This is a genomic window from Komagataeibacter xylinus (assembly GCF_009834365.1).
Taxonomy (GTDB): domain Bacteria; phylum Pseudomonadota; class Alphaproteobacteria; order Acetobacterales; family Acetobacteraceae; genus Komagataeibacter; species Komagataeibacter xylinus_D.
The window spans coordinates 141312-160542 of sequence record NZ_CP041348.1 but is presented as its reverse complement, the minus strand read 5'-3'; the positions used below and the strand labels follow the sequence as shown (position 1 = coordinate 160542).

Sequence of the window (19231 nt, the reverse complement as noted above, 5' to 3'; positions counted from 1 at the left end):
CCACTCAAAAGGAGAGTTCCCGTTTTTTATGGCTTTGGGTTGATGGGATGACAAGTGTCTCGGGGGCATGCCCCCGAGACACTTGTCTGGCGACCTGATCCGGTGTCCTGCCACCCAGTCGGGAATGGGGGCGCACCGTATTGTAGTCTTCCCGCCAGTCAGCCAGAACCTGTCGGGCATGGCTGAGAGACGTGAACAGCGTCTCGTTGAGGCATTCATCCCTCAACCGGCCGTTGAAACTTTCGACAAAGCCGTTCTGTTGCGGTTTCCCGGGGGCGATATAGTGCCATTCAACCTTCATCTCATCGGCCCATTTCAGGATGGCATGGGATGTGAACTCCGTACCGTTGTCGCTGACAATCATGAGGGGGTTGCCATATCGTTCCACCAGAGCCGTCAGTTCCCGCGCCACACGTCCACCTGATAATGACGTGTCGGCAACCAATGCCAGGTTCTTGCGACTGAAATCGTCGATAACAGCCAGAATGCAGAACCGGCGGCCACAGATCAGGGCATCCGAAACAAAATCCAGGCTCCAGCGCTGCCCGGGTTCCTGAGGGATGGTCATGGGAGAACGTGTCCCCAGTGCCCTTTTGCGGCCACGCCGATGACGGACTTTCAGACCTTCCTCCTGGTAAAGGCGGAACAGCTTCTTGTGATTGGGGCTGAATTCTTCCCGCGCCAGAAGATAACCCAGGCGGCGATAGCCAAAGCGGCGTCGTTGGTCCGCCAGTTCCCGTAGACGCTGGCGCAGGGCAGCATCGTCCGCTCCGGTAGAAATATACCGCGCGACACGCCTGCCAACACCAACAAGCGCACAGGCTCGGCGTTCACTCAGGGCCAGAGCTTCCTGAATGTGTCGGACCGCCTGCCGTTTCGCGACAGGCGTTACCACTTTTTTCCAACAATTTCCTTCAGCGCCGCATTATCCAGAATCGCATCCGCCAGAAGACGTTTCAGGCGGCTGTTTTCATCTTCCAGCGCCTTCAGCCGCTTGGCCTCGGAAACTTCAAGACCTCCATAGCGGGTCTTCCATTTATAGAACGTCGCATCACTGATCCCGTGTTTGCGGCAAAGATCAGAGACCTTCAGACCAGATTCCTGTTCCTTCAAAATCCCTATGATCTGTTCTTCCGTAAAACGACTGCGCTTCATTCGTCCGTATCCTTCTCGATCGGACTCTACTTTTAAATGGTTACATTCCGGGGGGGCACGTCAAAGACATCGCGTTATTCACCTGAGTTCCGTGAGCGCGCCGTGCGCCTTCTGGACGAACATCGATCGGATTACCCGAGCATTTCGGCAGCCTGTCGGGAGATTGGTGGCAAGCTTGGCTGTTCGGGAGACAGCCTGCACGACTGGTGGAAGCAGGCGCGGCGAGATGTTGGTGCACAACCGGGACCGACCACAGCCGAGACGGCACGGATCAAGGCATTGGAGCGTGAGGTTCGTGAACTGCGTCAGGCCAATGAGATCCTCAAGAAAGCTTCGGCTTATTTTGCGCAGGCGGAGCTCGACCGCCCGTTTCGCAAATGATCGCGTTTATTGAAGCCTGTCGTACCGATTATGGGGTCGAGCCAATCTGTCGCGTTCTGCCGATTGCCCCTTCCACGTTTTATCATCAGGCGGCCATAGCGAGAGATCCGGCCAGAGCCAGCATACGAGCACAATGTGATAGGGATCTGATGGCGCATATCCGTCGGATCTGGCACGACAACCGTAGTGTTTATGGTGCGCGCAAGGTCTGGCACAGCCTGCAGCGTGAAGGACGGAAGGTCGCGCGCTGCACTGTCGAGCGCCTGATGCGGCAGATGGGCCTGAAGGGGGTGATCCGGGGCAGGAAGGTCATCACGACCCGTCCGGATACGGCGCGTCCCTGTCCCGATGACAGGGTCAACCGGCAGTTCCGGGCCGAGGCTCCCAACCAGCTCCGGGTCTCGGACTTCACCTATGTCCAGACCCGGAATGGCATGGTCTATGTGGCGTTTGTCATTGATGTGTTCGCCCGCAGGATCGTGGGCTGGAAGGTCTCGGCCTCCATGACCACCCAGTTCGTGCTCGACGCCCTTGAACAGGCCATCTGGCAACGAAAGCCCTCGGGAAACAAGGCGCTGATCCATCATTCGGATCGGGGTTCACAATACCTGTCGATCCGATATACCGAACGCTTGGCGCTGGCTGGCATTGATGCCTCGGTCGGCACGGTCGGTGACAGTTACGATAATGCACTGGCGGAGACGATCAACGGTTTATACAAGGCCGAAGTTATCCATCATCTGGGGCCATGGAAATCCATGGTGCAGGTCGAATGGGAAACACTCAGATGGGTGGACTGGTATAATAATCGACGCCTATTGGCACCAATTGGCTACAGGCCTCCCGCCGAAGCCGAACGCGCCTTCTATGCAGATCAGAGCAGACTTGATATCGCAGCCTGAGCGCTGAACAAATCGCTCTCCGGTAAACCCGGGGCAGTTCACCATGGCAAAGGCACAGTTCACCATTCTCTTCGGTGACCGCTTCGCGCGCGCCACTGCCTGATCAACAACATGAGCATCGCCTCTCACACGAAATTCCTGATAGTCCCGATGAGGAGTATCATGATGGCCAACAGCAGCGCCGTCAGGATGGCGGCATAACGACAACCGGGTATAGCTTATCAAGCCCACAAAACTGTCCGAATAGACGAGTCCACCTCACACTGCTCAAGGCAAGCCGGGCCGCTTCACGTTTGAACGCTTCGGCCTAACCAGTCATTGTCCGGTCTGTTCATCACAAGCCAGACCTGTTCAGGTGACAGGCGCAAAACCGTTATAAATCTAAAAGAAAGACCGCCCGACAATCATTTGCAGATACATTTTGACATGTGTTGCAAGTGATTATCATTTACGTTAAGGGTCCCCATCCACACGACGGAAAACGCCAGTAACGGGGTCGGGCATGCAGCGCAGCAGGGTTTTTTATGTATTTCCACTTTCACTTCTGGTGACCGGAAATGCCCTTGCGGCTGATCCGGTCAAGACATCAGACCGTGACCATCCCGCCCGGGCATCGCACACAAAACAGGCTGCGGCCCAGACTGACGCGCGCGCCGTGCAGGCTGAAAAGCTGGAAGTCCATGCCCGCAGGCCAGCCACATCTGCGTCCTCGGCAACAAAATCCGATACGCCGCTGATCGAAACCGCTCAGTCGGTCACGGTTGTCAGCCGGAATGAAATGGATGTGCGCGGAGTGCTCAGCCTTAATCAGGCCGTGCGCTATACGGCGGGCATTACGCCTGACCTGCGCGGCGGGGAGGGCACGCGTTATGACCAGTTCTTTCTACGTGGTTTTCAGGTCCCGACCTTTCTTGATGGCCTGAAACTGCAGGACAGCCCGACAGGCTATGCCACGGCGCAGACCGATACGTTCCGGCTGGAACGCGTCGAGATCCTGAAAGGCCCGTCATCCGCGCTATATGGCCAGTCCAGCCCGGGTGGTCTTGTCGCCCTGTCCAGCAAGCTGCCGACTGACCAGAAATTCTATGGTGGCGTCACCACAACCGGCGGCATGTTCGACCTTTACCGCGTGGATGCCGATGTTGGCGGCTATGCAACGAAGGACGGCATGGTCCGCTACCGTCTGTATGGCACGGTTAACGGCCAGCATACCCAGTTGAGCAAGACAGGCAGCCGACGCTTTTCCATCAGCCCTTCCTTTACATTTGGTGGCGATGGGCCAACAACACTGACATTACTGGGCAATTACCAGTACGATCCCGAAAACGGCACTTATGGTGGCGAGCCGCTGGTGGGGTCGCTCAAGCCCGCATCATACGGTTACCTGCCACGGAATTTTTATGATGGCGACGTGCCGTTCGAGAAGTTCAACCGCCGGCAGGGCGGGATTACCTACATCTTCAACCACCGCTTTAACAATGACTGGAGCTTCACCAGCCGCGGTCGGTATGATGATATCAAGACCATCTATCGCAGTGTGTATAACAACGGGTATTACACAAGCGATGACATGCTCAGCCGCTCCGCGTTCGGCACGAACGAGCATACGCACAACCTGACTTTTGACAGCCAGTTCAAGGGTCATGTCCGCACTGGCGCCCTGCGGCATACGATGATGTTCGGCTTTGACTACATGCAGCAGAGCGCGGCGGAGCAGGCATTTTATGGCTCGGCACCTGACCTGAATGTCCTGCATCCGGACTATCACATGACAATTCCCTCCATGGGCAGCCCTTATGTGAATTACCGGACCAATTCGCACCAGATCGGCATGTACGCACAGGATGAAATGCGCTGGAAAGGTCTGGTCGTAACCGGCAGCCTGCGCAATGACTGGTACCGTTCACAACAGAACGAATATGTCGGCCATACATCCACGCATGAAAATCCCCGGCAGATCACATGGCGCGCCTCGGCCCTGTATCATTTCAACTTCGGCCTTTCGCCCTATATCAGCTATTCGACCTCCTTCCAGCCGCAGTCAGGCATTGTCTCCAATGATGGCGGCAAAACGCAACGGCAGGCTGATCCATCGCTTGGCAAGCAGCTTGAAGGTGGCCTGAAATACCAGCTTCCGGGCACGTCGCTGCTGTTTACGGCTGCGGGTTACCATATCGAACAGACCAACGTGCTCGTTGCCGTTGGCAATCTGGGCTACAGCACGCAGAGCGGAAGGGTCCATTCGGATGGCTTTGAGTTTGAAGCCCATGCCGAGCCCTACAAGAACCTGATGATCACTGCAGCGGTAAGTGTGCAGAAAGTGCGTGATGACTCGACAGGCAAGCCCCTGCTGCAGTCAGGCAAGGGCAATGCTTCGCTGTTTGCATTCTACACCATGCCTTCGGGGCCGGTAAAAGGTCTGGGCTTTGGTGGCGGCCTACGCTACTCCGCCAAATCCTATGGTGGCGAGGCCAGTTATGGCAGCGTGTGGGTACCGCAATACGCTGTGTTTGATGCGTCGCTGCGCTACGACCTCTCGCACCTTTCGCCCAACCTGCGCGGATGGACGCTCGCTGCGAGCGTGCGCAACCTGTTTGACAAGAAGTATGTCTCCAACTGTCTGAGCTACGCATCCTATAATCAGGAATGGTGCTATTATGGCGAGCGGCGGAATGCGCAGGCGAGCATTGGCTTTAGCTGGTAACCTCTTGCCTGCCGGGCAGGCCCGGCTGAATGTCGCCTTACGCATGCTGGTGGCTCTTCCGGGTGGGTATGGTCTTGCATCGCTTGGTGGCATGGCGCTGGCCCTGTGGCTTCCCCTGTCACGGGCGGACAGGGCCATGGCCGGAACACTTTGCGGCCTGCTGCTCTGGCCCGTCGTGTTCATTGTGGCCTTTGGTGTCTCCAGTCTCCGGCGGCTGGTGCTGGGTGTCGTTCTTTGTATGGGAGCTTGCGCCCTTATGGCATTTGCCGCGGGGTGGCGGCCATGAAAGGGTCATTTCGCGCCTCCATGGCATGGCTGCATACTACGCTGGGGCTCATCACCGGCTGGGTGCTGTTTGCCATTGCGCTGTCGGGGTCACTGAGCGTCTATCGTCAGGAAATCACCCGCTGGATGCACCCCGAGCTGGCCAGCCAGCCGATTGACCCTGTGCAGGCATGCAGCCGGTCGATTGACTGGCTGGGCCAGCATGCAGGCACGGCGGCGGCATGGTACGTGGCCTGCCCCAAGCCTCAGGTACCTTTTGCAACCGGCATATGGCCCAATGCGCAGGGAAAATACATTCAACGGGTTCTTGATCCGCAAAGCGGCAGTCCTGATGGCCTGCGTGATACGCTTGGGGGTGAGTTCTTTTACCGTTTTCACTTCGAACTCCAACTTCCCTATCCCTGGGGCAGGCTGATCGCGGCCATCGCGGCGCTGGCGCTTTTGGTGGCCCTTGTGACGGGCATCATCATCCATCGGCGCATTTTTGCGGATTTTTTCACGTTCCGGCCGAACAAGGGCCAGAGAAGCTGGCTTGATGCCCATAACCTGCTTGGTGTTGCAGCACTTCCATTCCATCTCATGATTTCGTTGACGGGTGCGGTAACACTCGCCTCCCTGCTGCTGCCGTGGAGCACGCAGGCGGTCTATCATCATGACCAGATGGCATCCTACACCGAACTGAACCCGGCCCTGTACGCCCGCCCTGCCAGCGGCCAGCCAGGACATCTTGCGCCCATCCTGCCCCTGATCCAGACGGCGGACAGGCATTTCAGGGGCGCAGGCATTGCACAGATCTATGTCTTCAATCCATCTGATCGTGCTGCCCTGATCACGTTCATTTCCGGCAATGACCAGACGGTCAGTACATCCGCCCGGATCATGACGTTTGATGGGGTAACGGGGCAGTTGCTGAACGAGCATACCGAAACGCGACCTGTCATCAGGCTTTATACATTTCTCTATGGCCTGCATGTCGCGCGCTTTGCACCGGCATTCACGCGCGGGCTCTATTTCCTGTCCGGTCTGGCCCTCGCCGTGGTTATCGGTAGCGGGATGCATCTGTGGGCCATCAAGCGCCTGCGTCAGCGGCCTCATATAGGCCACCTGATCGTCAGTCGCCTGAACACGGGCATTCTGGCTGGCACCCCGCTGGCCTTTGCCACCTATTTCCTAACCAACCGGCTTCTTCCTTTCACAATGGCGGGCCGTTCCGGATACGAGGTGCAATCCGTTTTCGTGGTGTGGGCGCTTGCGCTTGTCTTTGCCCTAGTCCGGCGGCCTGCTCGCGCATGGCCGGAACTGTTGGGGGGGAATACGCTGGCCTGTCTGGCCATAGCGCTGCTCAGCATGCCATGGACCAGTACCGTAACACTCGGGACAGGCGGCATCGCCCTCGCGCTGACCGGGGCGTTCGGCTATGCCACTTTCCGCACGGCGCGACAGGGATGATGATGGCCGCTCTCCTGTGTGGGCAATGTGCCATGCTACTGCTAGCCATGGGATCCGTGCGGGGCAGTGGCATCCTTTTTCGCAAAACTGCCACACCTCTGGCATGTCGATGCTTTCAGGCAGCAGGGATCGTATTGCTGGGTCTGAGCTTTTTTCTTCAGATGCAGACGATGGAAACGCCGATTATCGCGGCGATAAATTGGATTGGGATAGGCAGTATTGAAATTTTTATTATGGCGCTCATCTGTGCTTTCATAAAAAGCATAAAACAGAAAAAGAGTTTCCATCGTTAATTTTTGGTATAATTTTTCGTTTTATAGAATGATCAGGCAAAAAAATATGTCATTCACTGTTCATTCGCAATTACATGTAGCGTGCCGGAAGGGATTGTACAATTTGGTATATTTAGGAAAATATTCTATTTTTGATGATTAATGAAGAAAATATTAAAATTAAAAATCTATTTATTAGCATAAATGGCAGGGTAAATTCAAAAAATTGTACAATTTTATTCATAATATTTATCCAGTTTCTCTCATTTTTGCATTCAATATATCTTTCTGGCTTTATACAGCCCATTGAGATGAACCTTTCGCCTGGTCCATTCATTTAAATGGAGAAGAGGGAAAAAAGATTGCCTTGCACTGGAAGAACAGGGCATCCCGGAAATGATCTTTTAAGACCATGATGGTGACGAACCGGCATAAAACAATGTACGATATTGATAGAAGCAGAAGGCAGATGCCGCCATCTGGTATCCATAAAAGATAGAACAAGGATTGTCATGGAAAAGCAGATTCATTCAGTTTTAGAGCAGTTGGACGGATTACTTCCTCTCATACTGGAATATGCAAGTCAGTTTTTACTGGCTCTGATCGTTCTTTTCGTGGGCTGGAAGCTTGTTAACGCCGTAACGCGGGCCATGGGCCGGATGATGGAGGCCAGCCATATAGAACCGACATTGCGCGGATTCCTGCTGAGTGTGGTCGGGCTGTTTCTGAAAGCCCTGCTGCTGATCAGTGTGGCATCCATGGTCGGCATTGCAACAACATCGTTCGTAGCCGTGCTGGGTGCTGCGGGGCTGGCGGTTGGCATGGCACTGCAGGGCAGTCTTGCCAATTTTGCCGGTGGCGTGCTGATCCTGCTGTTCCGTCCGTTCAAGGTAGGGGATTCAATTACGGCAGGTGGCAGTTCAGGAACGGTTACATCGATCGAGATGTTTCGTACCGTGCTGCTTGATGCCAATCACGAGATCATTTACGTCCCCAACGGAACATTATCAAACAATATCGTAATCAACAGTTCGGAGTCAGACCGGCTTGCCGGCTCGGTCAGCCTGCTGATTGATTATAATGACGATCTGGACAAGGCACGCACGCTACTGCTCGGCCTTACGGAAAACGACGCGCAGGTACTCAAGACTCCCGCGCCTTCTGTTTCCTTTCTGCCAAAACCGGCCAATATTCAGGTTACGCTGGGGTTCTGGTGTGCGCCTGGTGATGTGTCTGGACTGGTCGCGAAATATTCCGAGGCCTCTATCAAGGTGCTTCAGAAGGAAGGCTACCGTCTTGGGGTCACGGCGCGGAGTGCTGCATGATCTGTAATCGTGGTTTCTGTTATGCCCGTGTCAATCTGACATTCTGATGGCATGACGTCATGCGGGCCGGGGCCGGATTTCATTGCAAGAGATCCGGCCCTTTTCCATTTCCTGGGTGCATCTGTATGCGAAACCGGTGGTCAGACTGCTTATTGCGCCAGCACCTGCTCGATGATGTGCATGCCTTCGTCAATGATGGCATCCGAGGCCGTCAATGGCACAAGGATGCGGATGGTTGCCCCCTGCGTACCGCATGAGAGCAGGATCAGCCCCTTTTCACAGGCCCGCGCGCAGATGGCGGCAGCCGCATTGGCGCGCAGGGCCGGCCTGCCGCGTTCGTGCAGGAGGTCAAAGGCGATCATCGCGCCCAGACCACGCGCGCGGCTGACAGGCAGGAGGCTGGTATTGGCATGCAGGCGGTCAATGTGGTGGCGCAGCTTCTCGCCGATGGCGTTGGCGCGCTCCACCAGTTTTTCTTCATGGATGATGTCCAGCACGGCCAGTCCTGCCGCACAGGCCAGCGGGGCGCCACCATAGGTGCCACCGAGGCCGCCGGGGTCAACTGCATCCATCAGTTCTGCCCGCCCGATGACACCTGAAAGCGGCAGGCCACCGCCCATGGATTTCGCAACCGAGACAAGGTCGGGCTGTACGCCGGAATGTTCGATGCCAAACAGGCGGCCCGTACGGGCGAAGCCGCACTGCACCTCGTCGGCAACGAGCTTGATGCCGTGTTCATCACAGATGCGGCGCAGGGCCTGCAGCAGTTCGGTGGGGGCGATACGGAAGCCGCCTTCGCCCTGTACCGGCTCGATGATGATGGCGGCGACGCTCGATGGTGGCAGGTCGGCTGCGAACACGAAATCCAGCATGCGCAGCGTGTCGGTTACGTTTACATCTTCCCCATCAGGAAAAAGCAGATGATAGACCTCACCGGGCAGCGTACCGAAGGGGGCCTTGTAGGGCCTGATCTTGCCGGTCATGGCCGAGGCCAGGAGCGTGCGGCCATGAAACCCGCCGGTAAAGGCGATGATGCCGTTGCGCCCCGTTGCCGCGCGCGCGATCTTGACCGCATTCTCTGTCGCTTCGCCTCCCCGTGGAGAAGAAGATGGTCTTGGCGGGCCCCTCGAACGGGGCCAGCACGTTCAGCTTTTCCGCCAGGGCGATATAGGGTTCGTATGCCGAGACCTGGAACGCGGTATGCGTGAAGCGGTCAAGCTGTGCGCGCACGGCGTCCAGCACCTTCGGGTGGCGATGCCCCACGTTCAGCACGGCAATACCGCCGGCAAAATCAACGTAGCGGCGGCCTTCCACATCCCACAGTTCGGCATTTTCGGCCCGGTCGGCAAAATGGGGGTGGCGGTCGCGACACCGGGTGGCACGGCGTGGTTACGGCGGGCAAGGAGATCGCTGTTGGTCAGTGTCATGGCCTGTTTTTCATCCCTGTGGGGTGCGTGGCGGGAGTGTGGGTACAACCGCGCCGGTCATGCGCCCGTAACGGGTTCGCATCGGGATGGGGAGGCGCTTTCTGTGCGATCAGTGGTGACCGGATGTCACCACTTGTGCAGCATCGGTGTTGAATTGCGTTTCCAGCCAGGTGTGCAGCATCACCATCGGGCGCGCCTGCCATGCCTGTTTTGTCGCGCGCAGGACATAGGCTCCCAGCGAGACCTCACGCAACGCGATATCCGTGGTGCTGACCCGGACAAGCCGGCCGGCAAGCAGGTCATCTTCCAGCAGGTAGGGATTGGCCAGCGCGATCCTTTCGCCCGCCCGCGCTGCCGCCAGCGCCAGATGCGCCTGCCACAGCCGGTTGCAGCCGGCCACATGCGCGACCTCAACGGACTGTTCTCTGAACCACAGCCGCCATTCCGTATCGTTGTCTTCAATCAGCAGGGGGGCATGCAGCAGGTCGGCAGCCTGCTGTAGTGAATGGGCAAAACGGTGCAGGCAGGCGGGGCCGGCTACCGGAAAAACGGGTGGCCGCGCCACGGGCAGGGCGCATATGCGCGGGGGCAGGGGGGTATTCGCCTTATCATGGATGTAGCGGATATCGGCATGGATGATGGTATCAATCGGGTCGGGATTGAACCGGCAGTCGGAATCAACCGGGCGCAGCATGAGTTCCACCCCGGGATAAAGCTGCCGGAAGCTGGACAGCCGTGGCAGCAGCCAGTGATAGGCGATACCATGCGAACAGGTCAGGGTAAGCTGTGGCATCTGGCCGCGCATATCCGCCGTGGCCCGGGCCAGCCCGTCCAGCAGGGGGCAATGCGCGCATGGTATTCATGGCCTTTGGGTGTCAGGCTCCCTATGCTGCGGTCGCGCAATGCAACGCCAAGGGCATTTTCAAGGTCACGCAGGTGACGGCTGATCACGGCATGGTCCACTCCCTGCAGCACGACGGATGCCTCCCGTGCGAGCATAGGCTACAAAGGCATTGAGGGCAGCAAGCGGCGGGATGTGATGGCGTGTATCCATATATGCCCGCTGCCATCATGAAGGTAGCGGATCAAGAGCACCGTTGGAGGAGCGGGGTCCATAATGGTCCTGTCCGTTTTTTCAGGGGGCTGCCATATGCCCGCGAATGACCTGCACGGAAATATTGGCGGCTTCGAGAATATGCTGCTTTGTCAAACGCGCGACTTCGTCCGCATCGTGGCGGCGGCAGGCCTGCATGATGGCCTCGTGTTCGATATCCGTTGCTTCCTTGCGGCCTGCAATTTCCAGATGGCTGCGAATATACCGGTTGAGCCGTATATGCAGGTCATCAATCATTTCCAGCAGGCGCGGACGCTGCGCTGCGGCATAGATCGCATTGTGAAAGGCCCGGTTCAGTTCCCCCGAACGATGCCGCCCGGTGGCCTGTGCTGCCCCCTGCACGAAGGCGTCATAGGCATCTTCTATCCGCGCAAGGTCAACGCGCGACATCCGGCTGACGGCGTGCCGGGCGGCCATTTCTTCCAGCGAGGCACGAATTTCTGAATATTCGATAATGTCTTCTTCCGTCATGCCCGTAACCATGGCCCCCCGGTTGGGCATGAACATGACCAGTCCTTCGGCTTCCAGTTGCTTGAGCGCCTCCCGCACGGGGATGATGCTGGTGCCGAACCCCGACGCCAGTTCTGACTGGGGCAGGGGCTGGTCTGCGGGTAACACGCCTGACACGATGGCATTGCGTAACGCCGTGCTGATCATGACCGAGGCGATGCCGCGTTTCTGCCCGTTGCCTGCATCAAAAATGGAAGATGGCAACATGGCGTTTCGGTCCTTTTCAGGGGGAGCATCAAATTCTGCACCAGCACAGACATGCAGGCAGCAGGCGGTACGAGTTTACCGGTAGTTCAGGGGCAGGGATAGACAGTTAGCATATGAAACATATGTTGCGTAACCAGAACGGGATGCCCGATATCCATGTCAGGTGGACTGAAAGAAATCCGTCGCATTGATCTGGCTGTGGCCGCGCGTGCCGGATCAGGCCGTGCTGCGCCCGCTGTGGGGCGTATGGCATGCTCACCTGTCAGCCTTTCGCCGGCTTTCAGGCACACAGTCAGTATGAAGGCTGGTGCAGCCGACCCGTCATGGCTGACAGGCCAGCAAAGCTTTCAGTGCAGCGTCATCAGGCTGGCATTGCCACCTGCAGCCGTGGTGTTGATGCTGACGGACTGCTCCTCCAGCACGCATTCGGCCCCTGGCAGGCCGCCGCCGGTCAGCCATGCGGAGATGAGCGGCTGGTCTCCAGCGGACAATGCCTGTCGGGCCGTGGCGAAGGTGGTATCATCCTTTTCGCTAAGGATAACCGTACTGGCCTCGCTCGTGGCGCTGTCTACCGGCCTGACCCTGGCCTGCACGACCTCAGGCAATGTGGCGTACCATGCACGCGGCACGGCATTGCCCAGCACAAGGGCCGTATTGCCCCCGGCCAGCACAAGCGAGATCTGGTCATACAGCCCCGCCTTGCAGGTTGCGATACAGAGCACATTGCCACGGGCGCTCAGCTTGTAGAGGTTCTCCTCTCCCACCGGGCCGGGCAGGGTCAGTGTGCCCCCGCTCAGCGGCCTGTCGCGCAGGGTCATGGCCGTGGCTGCCGCAGCCGTTTCTCCCTGTCCGCGCAGCCAGTCCGTCCATATGGTCATGGCCGCAGGTGTCTGTCCCTGCACCAGCGGTGACAGCGCTGGCGCCTGTGACAGCAGTCTGCGCAGGATAAGCGGACCGCCCGCCTTGGGCCCCGTGCCTGACAGGCCGCGCCCGCCAAACGGCTGCACGCCCACGACCGCCCCGATCGTATTGCGGTTTACATACAGGTTGCCTGCCGCCACCCGTGACAGCACATGCCTCACCGTGGATTCAATACGGGTATGCAACCCGAAGGTCAGGCCATATCCGGTTGCATTGATATCAGCCAGCACCTGATCGAGATTGCGGCGGGAATACCGCAAGACATGCAGGACCGGGCCAAAGACTTCGCTGCCCATTTCCTGCACGTTCAGGATCTCGATCAGGGTGGGGGGAACAAAGCTGCCATCTGCACAGGCCTGCGGCATGGGCAGGGCAAAGACCGGTGCTTTTTTCTGGCGGAACGCCTCGATATGCCGGGTAATGCCCTGTGCCGCCTGCGCCGTAATGACCGGACCGACATCGGTGCAGAGCTGGGCGGGATTGCCCATGGTCAGCTCCCGCATGGCACCGCGCAGCATGGCCAGGACATGATCGGCACAGTCTTCCTGCACGCACAGCAGCCGCAGGGCTGAGCAGCGCTGGCCCGCGCTGTCAAAGGCCGATGCCACGACATCCGCCACCACCTGCTCCGCCAGGGCGGAGGAATCAACAATCATGGCGTTCTGGCCGCCGGTTTCCGCAATCAGCGGTACAGGCTGGCCGGTCAGCGTGCGCCGTGCTGCAAGCTGGCGGCTGATGGTCTGCGCCACGGCAGTGGAGCCCGTGAACATCACGCCCATAACCCGATCATCGCCCACCAGCGCCGCCCCGATATCTCCTTCACCGGCCAGCAGTTGCACCGCACCTGCTGGCACGCCGGCTTCATGCAGGATTCCCACGGCAAGGGCTGCAACCAGCGGGGTTTCTTCCGCCGGTTTGGCAACAACCACATTGCCTGCAGCCAGGGCTGCGGCAATCTGGCCTACAAAGATGGCCAGCGGAAAATTCCATGGGCTGATGCACGCCACCGTGCCCAGGGGAACATGGGTGGCGTTATCAAAATCCCGGCGAATGGTGGCGGCATAATAGCGCAGGAAATCCACGGCTTCACGCACTTCGGCAATGCCGTTTGGCAGGGATTTTCCGGCCTCGCGCGAGAGCAGTGCCAGCAGTTCATCCTGACGGGATTCCAGCAGGCTGGACGCTGTTTCCAGAATTTCTGCACGGGTCGCGGGCGCTGTATTGGCCCAGTCGGTGCATGCGGCCTGTGCCGCCGTTACGGCCTGTCCTACAATCTCCCGTGTTGCCGGGATGACTGTCCCGACCTGATCGCTGTGGTCGGCCGGGTTGGTAACGGGTAAGGCCGTGCCCTCAGGCTGCATGCCCACAACAAGGGATGTGGCTTTCCAGTTGTTTGGGGCTGCCTGCAATCCGGCTGCCAGTTCGGACAAAACCTGGTCATCGGCCAGATCCAGCCCTGCGGAATTGCGGCGTTCCGCGCCAAACAGGTCGGAGGGCCTGCGTATGTCAGGATGGGGGGCACCATAAGGGGTAAAGCCGCGGGCGATGGCCAGTGGGTCTTCCACCAGTTTTGCAACCGGGATGGATTCATCACCGATCTGGTTCACGAAGGAGGAATTGGCCCCATTTTCCAGCAGGCGGCGCACCAGATAGGCCAGCAGGGTCTCATGCGTGCCAACCGGGGCGTAGATACGGGTCGGGCGGTTGAGTCCGGTCGTGCCGACCACCTGCCGGTAAAGCGGCTCACCCATGCCATGCAGGCACTGGAATTCATAGGAACCCACTTCAAACGCTTCGCCAGCCAAGGTGTGGATGCTCGCCAGCGTGCGGGCATTATGCGTGGCAAACTGTGGAAAGATCACATCACGTGCCGCCAGCAGCCTGCGCGCGCAGGCTATGTAGCTGATGTCGGTATGGCATTTGCGCGTATAGACGGGAAAATCGGATAGCCCGTCGACCTGCGCTTTCTTGATCTCGCTGTCCCAATAGGCCCCTTTGACAAGTCGGACCATCAGGCGGCGGCTGGTGCGGCGGGCGAGGTCGATGATGTAATCCAGCACATACGGGCAACGCTTGCCGTAGGCCTGCACGACAAAGCCGATCCCGTTCCAGCCTTCCAGTCCCGGCGTGTGGCACAGTGCTTCCAGCAGGTCGAGTGACAGGTCGAGCCGTTCGCTTTCTTCGGCATCGATATTGATGCCGATATCATAACTGCGCGCCAGCAGGGTCAGTTCCTGCACCACGGCCAGCAGCTCGGTCATGACCCGTTCACGCTGGGCGCGGACATAACGGGGGTGCAGGGCCGAAAGCTTTATGGAAATGCCCGGCCGTTCATACACGCTGGCGCCCCGCGCGCTGCGGCCAATGGCATGGATGGCGTCAAGGTAATCCTGCCGGTAGCGGCTGGCATCCTGCGCGGTAAAGGCGGCTTCGCCCAGCATGTCGTAGGAATAGGAAAAACCGGCCTCTTCCAGCCGTGCACTGTTCTCGCGGGCCTGCCCTATGGTCTCGCCAAGCACGAACTGCTCGCCCATAAGCCGCATGGCGGCATCAACCGCCTTGCGGATGACAGGCCGGGTGCTCCGGGCAACAAATCCCAGCAGGGCGGATTTCAGGTTTTTTTCATCATGCCGAGCCACGATTTCACCCGTAAGCGCCAGCCCCCAGGCCGCGGCATTGGCAAAAAGCGGTCGGTCACGCGACACATGCGCCAGCCAGTCGCCATCACCAATCTTGTCCTCAATCAGCGCATCGCGCGTCGCCGTGTCGGGAATGCGCAGCAATGCTTCGGCCAGGCACATCAGGGCCACGCCCTCGGCGGAGGAAAGGGCGAATTCCTGCACCAGTGTTTCCACAAGACCGGGGTGGCGTTCCGCCCGCAGGCCTTCTGTCAGGCGGGTTGCCAGCGCTTGTGTCTGCGCGCTTTCCACCGTGTTCAGCTTTGCTGCAGGGGTCAGTGTCTCGACACATGAGGCTTCGGGTTTGCGGATCGCCTTCACAATAGCCTGACGCAAGGGGGAACGGGACGAAAACGCGGGAGCAAACGTGTCATGGACTGACATGAATTTCTGTTCCGGTATGTGAAAGGTTGCCCCTCTGGCGCACGGCACAGAAGGTTTTGGCTTCAGAATGATATACCCTTCGCATTATAATATATGATTCGCAATATAATATATGAAGAAGCCGATATCCTTGGGCACGATGGCGCCAAATGCCATGCGCGGTGTTCCGATCGGCATGAACTGGTCAGTGCAGGCGCAAGAGGCGGTCATCGGAAGGGAGGGGCCTGTCTCAGGCAAGACGGTCGGATCAGCACGCCGCCGCGCAGGGTGCGCAGGTAATCCATAATAACTGCAATGTGCATGCTACCCTGTGTAGCGAGCACGCCAACAAGGACGTGATTGATTTTAGATATATGTGATATGCGCCCAGTGCGTGCAGGATCTTGCCATCGCCTCATCATACATGATGATTACCGGCATGCAGCCGCTGGAGCAGTTCATGGTTATCCTTTCCGGTACCAGACCATTGTGCTCACAGGGGTGGAACGGGCGTGTCTGTCGTGATGGGCGCATGGCGGGGCAGCCAATCCATCACGCAGGCAAGCGCCGGGCTGGCCCGGCTCGACGCCTGCAGGATATCCTGCGTGACGGGATGCTGACACTTGCAGCCACCATCGGCACGGGACCATGAAAAAAGGGTAGTCAGATGCACAAGAACGCCAATATTACGATTGATGGTCCCCGCCTGAACGAGGACATTGCCTTCACGTCCCGTTTTGGCGCAACGCCACGGGGCGGCATCCGCCGGCTGGCCCTGTCGGCGGAGGACCGTCTTGTCCGTGACTGGCTGGCCGGGCAGGGGGCGGCACTGGACTGTTCCCTTACGGTCGATACCATGGGCAGCCAGTTCCTGCGCCTTGAGGGGAGTGATCCGACCCTTCCGCCATTGATGATGGGCAGCCACCTCGACACCCAGCCCACGGGCGGCCGCTATGATGGCATTTATGGCGTGCTGGGGGGGCTGGCGGTATTGCGTGCCTTCCGGGCAGCGGGATATGTGCCGCGCCATTCAATCGAACTGGCCAACTGGACCAATGAGGAAGGGGCGCGTTTTGCCCCGGCCATGACGGCATCAGGCGTTTTTAGCGGTGCCTTCACGCTGGAGCAGGCCTATGGTCTTGCCGACCGTGATGGGGTCCGTCTGGGTGATGCCCTGCTCGCAATCGGGTATAAGGGCGATGAGCCCTGTGGCGCGCACCCGCTTGCCGCCTATTTCGAGTTGCATATCGAACAGGGACCAGTGCTGGAAAACGAGGGCAAAACCATTGGCGTCGTGACAGGCGTGCAGGGCATGCGGTGGTTTGATGTAACCCTGACAGGGCAGGAAGCCCATGCCGGCACGACCCCCATGGAACTGCGCCGCGACGCGCTGCTCGCGGCGGCCCGCCTGATGGTGCTGGCGGCGGATGTGGCGGCAGCACACGGGCCGGATGCCAAGGCAACCATCGGCATCATTGATGCAAGCCCGGGCAGTCGCAACGTGGTGCCGGGCGAAGTGCGCATGACGCTGGACCTGCGCCACCCTGATGATGCCGTGATTGAGGCGATGGAAGCCGATTTTCGCACACAGGCGGCCTGGATTGCACGCAGGGCGGGCATCGACCTGTCGATCGAGGAAAGCTGGCGTTCTCCTGCCGTGCCGTTTGACCCGGGCTGCGTCAGCATGGTGCGCGATGCGGCGGCAAAGGCGGGGCTGAGCCATCGCGACATCATTTCCGGCGCAGGGCATGATGCGGCCTATATGGCCCGAATCTGCCCGACCGCGATGATCTTCATTCCCTGCCGTGACGGGTTGAGCCACAACGAGGCGGAATATGCCGCACCGGATGATATCGTGGCCGGTGCAAACGTGCTGATGCGCGCGATCATGGCAGCCGATGAACATTTCGACCCTGCCTGAGGGAGGGGATAGACGTTATCGGGGTCATTCCCCCGGCGCGACTATCAGGGAGATGCGTTGCCGGCAGGGCCTGATTTCATCAGGGCAAGGTAGCACGCCCCTCCTGTCAGGCATCCGATAAACCATGCAAATTCAGACAGGGCAGAGAACGCAGGCACGAACACACTCGTGCTCCCCGCCGCCACCGCAGCCAGCAGGGCAAGGATGGCCGCCGGGTTAACCCCGTTGCGGTACCAGTAACGGCCCTGCGCGCTGGTGGTGTAAAGGGCTGCTACATCAACTTCGCGGCGGCGCACGATATAGTAGTCACAGACAAGAATGCCAAATAACGGGCCGATGAACGTCGCCAGCACATCCAGTGTCAGATGCATGACGTGCGGGTTGCCATACAGTTTCCATGGCATGATGACGATTGAGCCAGCAGCCGCAATCATGCCGCCACCGCGCAGGCTGATATGCCGGGGCGAGAGATTGGAAAAATCAAACGAGGCCGAGACAAAATTGGCCACGATATTGATGCCTGCCGTCGCAATGATAAATGTCAGCATGCCGAATATGACTGCGGTCAGGCTATCGATATGCGCGACGGTTTCCACCGGGTCGATCATGACATGACCAAAAGCCGGTGCAGTCAGGGCAATGGTGCAGATTGTGAGTGCTGAAAAGCCGATGAAATTGAACGGCAGCCCCCAGAAATTGCCGCGCCTGATATCCGCCGCACTGCGGCCGTAGCGGGCGAAATCACCAAAATTAAGCATGGGGCCAGAGAAATAGGAGACCACAAGTGCCACCGCATTCACGCTGGCCCATACCAGTGCACTGCCATGCAAGGGGGCACCCGCCCCGGTAATCCGCAAGGAAAAATGGTGCCACCCCACATGGTGGAGCAGATACAGGTCGAGTGCGATCATGATGGCGTATACGGCAGGCCCCGCCAGTTCGATAAACCGGCGGATGGTTTCGATACCCCGCCAGAAAATGGCGGCCTGCACCAGCCATAACAGGGCAAATGCGCCCCAGCCCACGGCTGAAAGCCCCAGCATGCCGTGCCGCCTGACCTCGGCCCATGGTGCCAGGCCGGGGGCAAGGCGCAGGGTCAGTACCACCAGTGCGTTAGAGGCCAGCCATGTCTGTATGCCGTACCAGCATACGGCGATCACGCCGCGGATCAGCGCGGGAATATTGGCCCCCAGCACGCCAAAGGACATGCGGCATACAACCGGAAACGGCGTACCCGTGCGCTGGCTGGGCACCGCCACAAGGTTGCACAGGGCGTTTACAATCAGTACGCCCGCCAGCAGGGCGGCAAAAACCAGCCCCGAAGGCAGGCCGAGGGTAAAAAGGTTGCCAGCCGTGACATAGCCGCCAACGCTATGCACATCCGACATCCAGAAAGACAGGTAGTCGTACCAGTTCCAGTCCTGCTTTGCCGCAGGGAGCAGATCGCTGTTGCGCAATCTATCATCCTGCGTGCCCTGCCGCGTGGCTGAAGAAGATGGAACCGCTTCCGGTCGTACCTGCATGTTCATACACAGCTCTCCCGCAGGCCACTATGCCCGGGTGTTGTGGCCATGTGAAGGTCGGGCCAGCTTACGTATTCCATTGCATGATGCCTGC

13 protein-coding genes, 1 pseudogene and 1 other annotated feature are annotated in these 19231 nt (G+C 58.8%); of the genes and pseudogenes, 7 read left to right on the top strand and 7 right to left on the bottom strand.

Annotated elements, in window-relative coordinates; genetic code table 11:
- Positions 1-4 precede the first annotated feature (4 nt).
- A protein-coding gene (locus FMA36_RS00825) for an IS3 family transposase (RefSeq protein WP_159260204.1) occupies positions 5-1155 on the bottom strand; the annotation gives its coding sequence in 2 pieces (ribosomal slippage) (positions 5-897 and positions 897-1155; 1152 coding nt in all).
- 36 nt (positions 1156-1191) lie between these two features.
- Between FMA36_RS00825 and FMA36_RS00820 the strand changes: the two genes are divergently transcribed.
- The 5 genes from FMA36_RS00820 (at position 1192) to FMA36_RS00800 (ending at position 8473) form a co-directional block, all read left to right on the top strand.
- Positions 1192-2438 (top strand): IS3 family transposase gene (locus tag FMA36_RS00820; RefSeq protein ID WP_240906441.1). Its coding sequence is split into 2 segments (ribosomal slippage): positions 1192-1498 and positions 1498-2438, totalling 1248 coding nucleotides; the frame shifts between segments, so codons are not numbered across the junction.
- Positions 1491-1607 (top strand) — a sequence feature (AL1L pseudoknot). Its footprint overlaps the gene before it by 117 nt.
- Before the next feature lie 502 nt (positions 2439-2940).
- A complete protein-coding gene (locus FMA36_RS00815) occupies positions 2941-5142 on the top strand; it encodes a TonB-dependent siderophore receptor (RefSeq protein WP_159260200.1) in 2202 nt (733 codons plus the stop codon).
- A 4-nt stretch (positions 5143-5146) separates the two neighbouring features.
- Positions 5147-5428, top strand: coding sequence for a hypothetical protein (locus FMA36_RS00810; protein ID WP_159260198.1), 282 nt, complete (start codon positions 5147-5149; stop codon positions 5426-5428).
- Positions 5425-6876, top strand: coding sequence for a PepSY-associated TM helix domain-containing protein (locus FMA36_RS00805; RefSeq protein ID WP_159260196.1), 1452 nt, complete (start codon positions 5425-5427; stop codon positions 6874-6876). The genes FMA36_RS00810 and FMA36_RS00805 overlap by 4 nt, the downstream gene beginning before the upstream one ends.
- A 778-nt stretch (positions 6877-7654) precedes the next feature.
- A complete protein-coding gene (locus FMA36_RS00800) occupies positions 7655-8473 on the top strand; it encodes a mechanosensitive ion channel domain-containing protein (protein ID WP_206065245.1) in 819 nt (272 codons plus the stop codon).
- Between the two features lie 149 nt (positions 8474-8622).
- Here FMA36_RS00800 and gabT read toward each other — a convergent pair.
- The 5 genes and pseudogenes from gabT to putA form a co-directional block, all read right to left on the bottom strand.
- Positions 8623-9900: pseudogene (gabT, locus tag FMA36_RS00795) on the bottom strand (4-aminobutyrate--2-oxoglutarate transaminase).
- Positions 9901-10009: 109 nt separating this feature from the next.
- Positions 10010-10693, bottom strand: a complete 684-nt coding sequence (locus tag FMA36_RS00790; protein WP_240906440.1) for a LysR substrate-binding domain-containing protein — start codon at positions 10691-10693, stop codon at positions 10010-10012.
- A complete protein-coding gene (locus tag FMA36_RS19395; RefSeq protein WP_240906439.1) occupies positions 10675-10899 on the bottom strand; it encodes a helix-turn-helix domain-containing protein in 225 nt (74 codons plus the stop codon). Before FMA36_RS19395 ends, FMA36_RS00790 begins: the two co-directional genes overlap by 19 nt.
- A 136-nt stretch (positions 10900-11035) precedes the next feature.
- Entirely contained in the window at positions 11036-11731 is a 696-nt protein-coding gene (locus tag FMA36_RS00785) for a GntR family transcriptional regulator (RefSeq protein ID WP_159260192.1), read from the bottom strand.
- Positions 11732-12078: 347 nt separating this feature from the next.
- The gene (putA, locus tag FMA36_RS00780; RefSeq protein WP_159260190.1) at positions 12079-15714 is read right to left on the bottom strand and encodes a bifunctional proline dehydrogenase/L-glutamate gamma-semialdehyde dehydrogenase PutA; all 3636 of its coding nucleotides are present in this window, start codon (positions 15712-15714) and stop codon (positions 12079-12081) included.
- Between the two features lie 373 nt (positions 15715-16087).
- Between putA and FMA36_RS19390 the strand changes: the two genes are divergently transcribed.
- Both FMA36_RS19390 and FMA36_RS00770 read left to right on the top strand, forming a co-directional pair.
- Positions 16088-16345, top strand: a complete 258-nt coding sequence (locus FMA36_RS19390; protein ID WP_240906438.1) for a hypothetical protein — start codon at positions 16088-16090, stop codon at positions 16343-16345.
- A gap of 15 nt (positions 16346-16360) precedes the next feature.
- Positions 16361-17614 (top strand): M20 family metallo-hydrolase, encoded by a 1254-nt coding sequence (locus FMA36_RS00770; RefSeq protein ID WP_159260188.1) that lies wholly within the window; start codon positions 16361-16363, stop codon positions 17612-17614.
- A 44-nt stretch (positions 17615-17658) separates the two neighbouring features.
- Here FMA36_RS00770 and FMA36_RS00765 read toward each other — a convergent pair whose 3' ends face one another.
- Positions 17659-19143 carry an NCS1 family nucleobase:cation symporter-1 gene (locus FMA36_RS00765; protein WP_159260186.1) on the bottom strand — a complete coding sequence of 495 codons (1485 nt, stop codon included), beginning with the start codon at positions 19141-19143 and terminating at the stop codon, positions 17659-17661.
- Positions 19144-19231 lie beyond the last annotated feature (88 nt).

Bases quoted from the DNA above. Each gene is read 5' to 3' on its own strand.
- FMA36_RS00790 (WP_240906440.1), bottom strand. From the start codon at position 10,693: ATGCCACAGCTTACCCTGACCTGTTCGCATGGTATCGCCTATCACTGG.
- FMA36_RS00765 (WP_159260186.1), bottom strand. From the start codon at position 19,143: ATGAACATGCAGGTACGACCGGAAGCGGTTCCATCTTCTTCAGCCACG.
- FMA36_RS00770 (WP_159260188.1), top strand. From the start codon at position 16,361: ATGCACAAGAACGCCAATATTACGATTGATGGTCCCCGCCTGAACGAG.
- FMA36_RS00785 (WP_159260192.1), bottom strand. From the start codon at position 11,731: ATGTTGCCATCTTCCATTTTTGATGCAGGCAACGGGCAGAAACGCGGC.
- FMA36_RS19395 (WP_240906439.1), bottom strand. From the start codon at position 10,899: ATGCTCGCACGGGAGGCATCCGTCGTGCTGCAGGGAGTGGACCATGCC.
- FMA36_RS00805 (WP_159260196.1), top strand. From the start codon at position 5,425: ATGAAAGGGTCATTTCGCGCCTCCATGGCATGGCTGCATACTACGCTG.
- putA (WP_159260190.1), bottom strand. From the start codon at position 15,714: ATGTCAGTCCATGACACGTTTGCTCCCGCGTTTTCGTCCCGTTCCCCC.
- FMA36_RS00815 (WP_159260200.1), top strand. From the start codon at position 2,941: ATGCAGCGCAGCAGGGTTTTTTATGTATTTCCACTTTCACTTCTGGTG.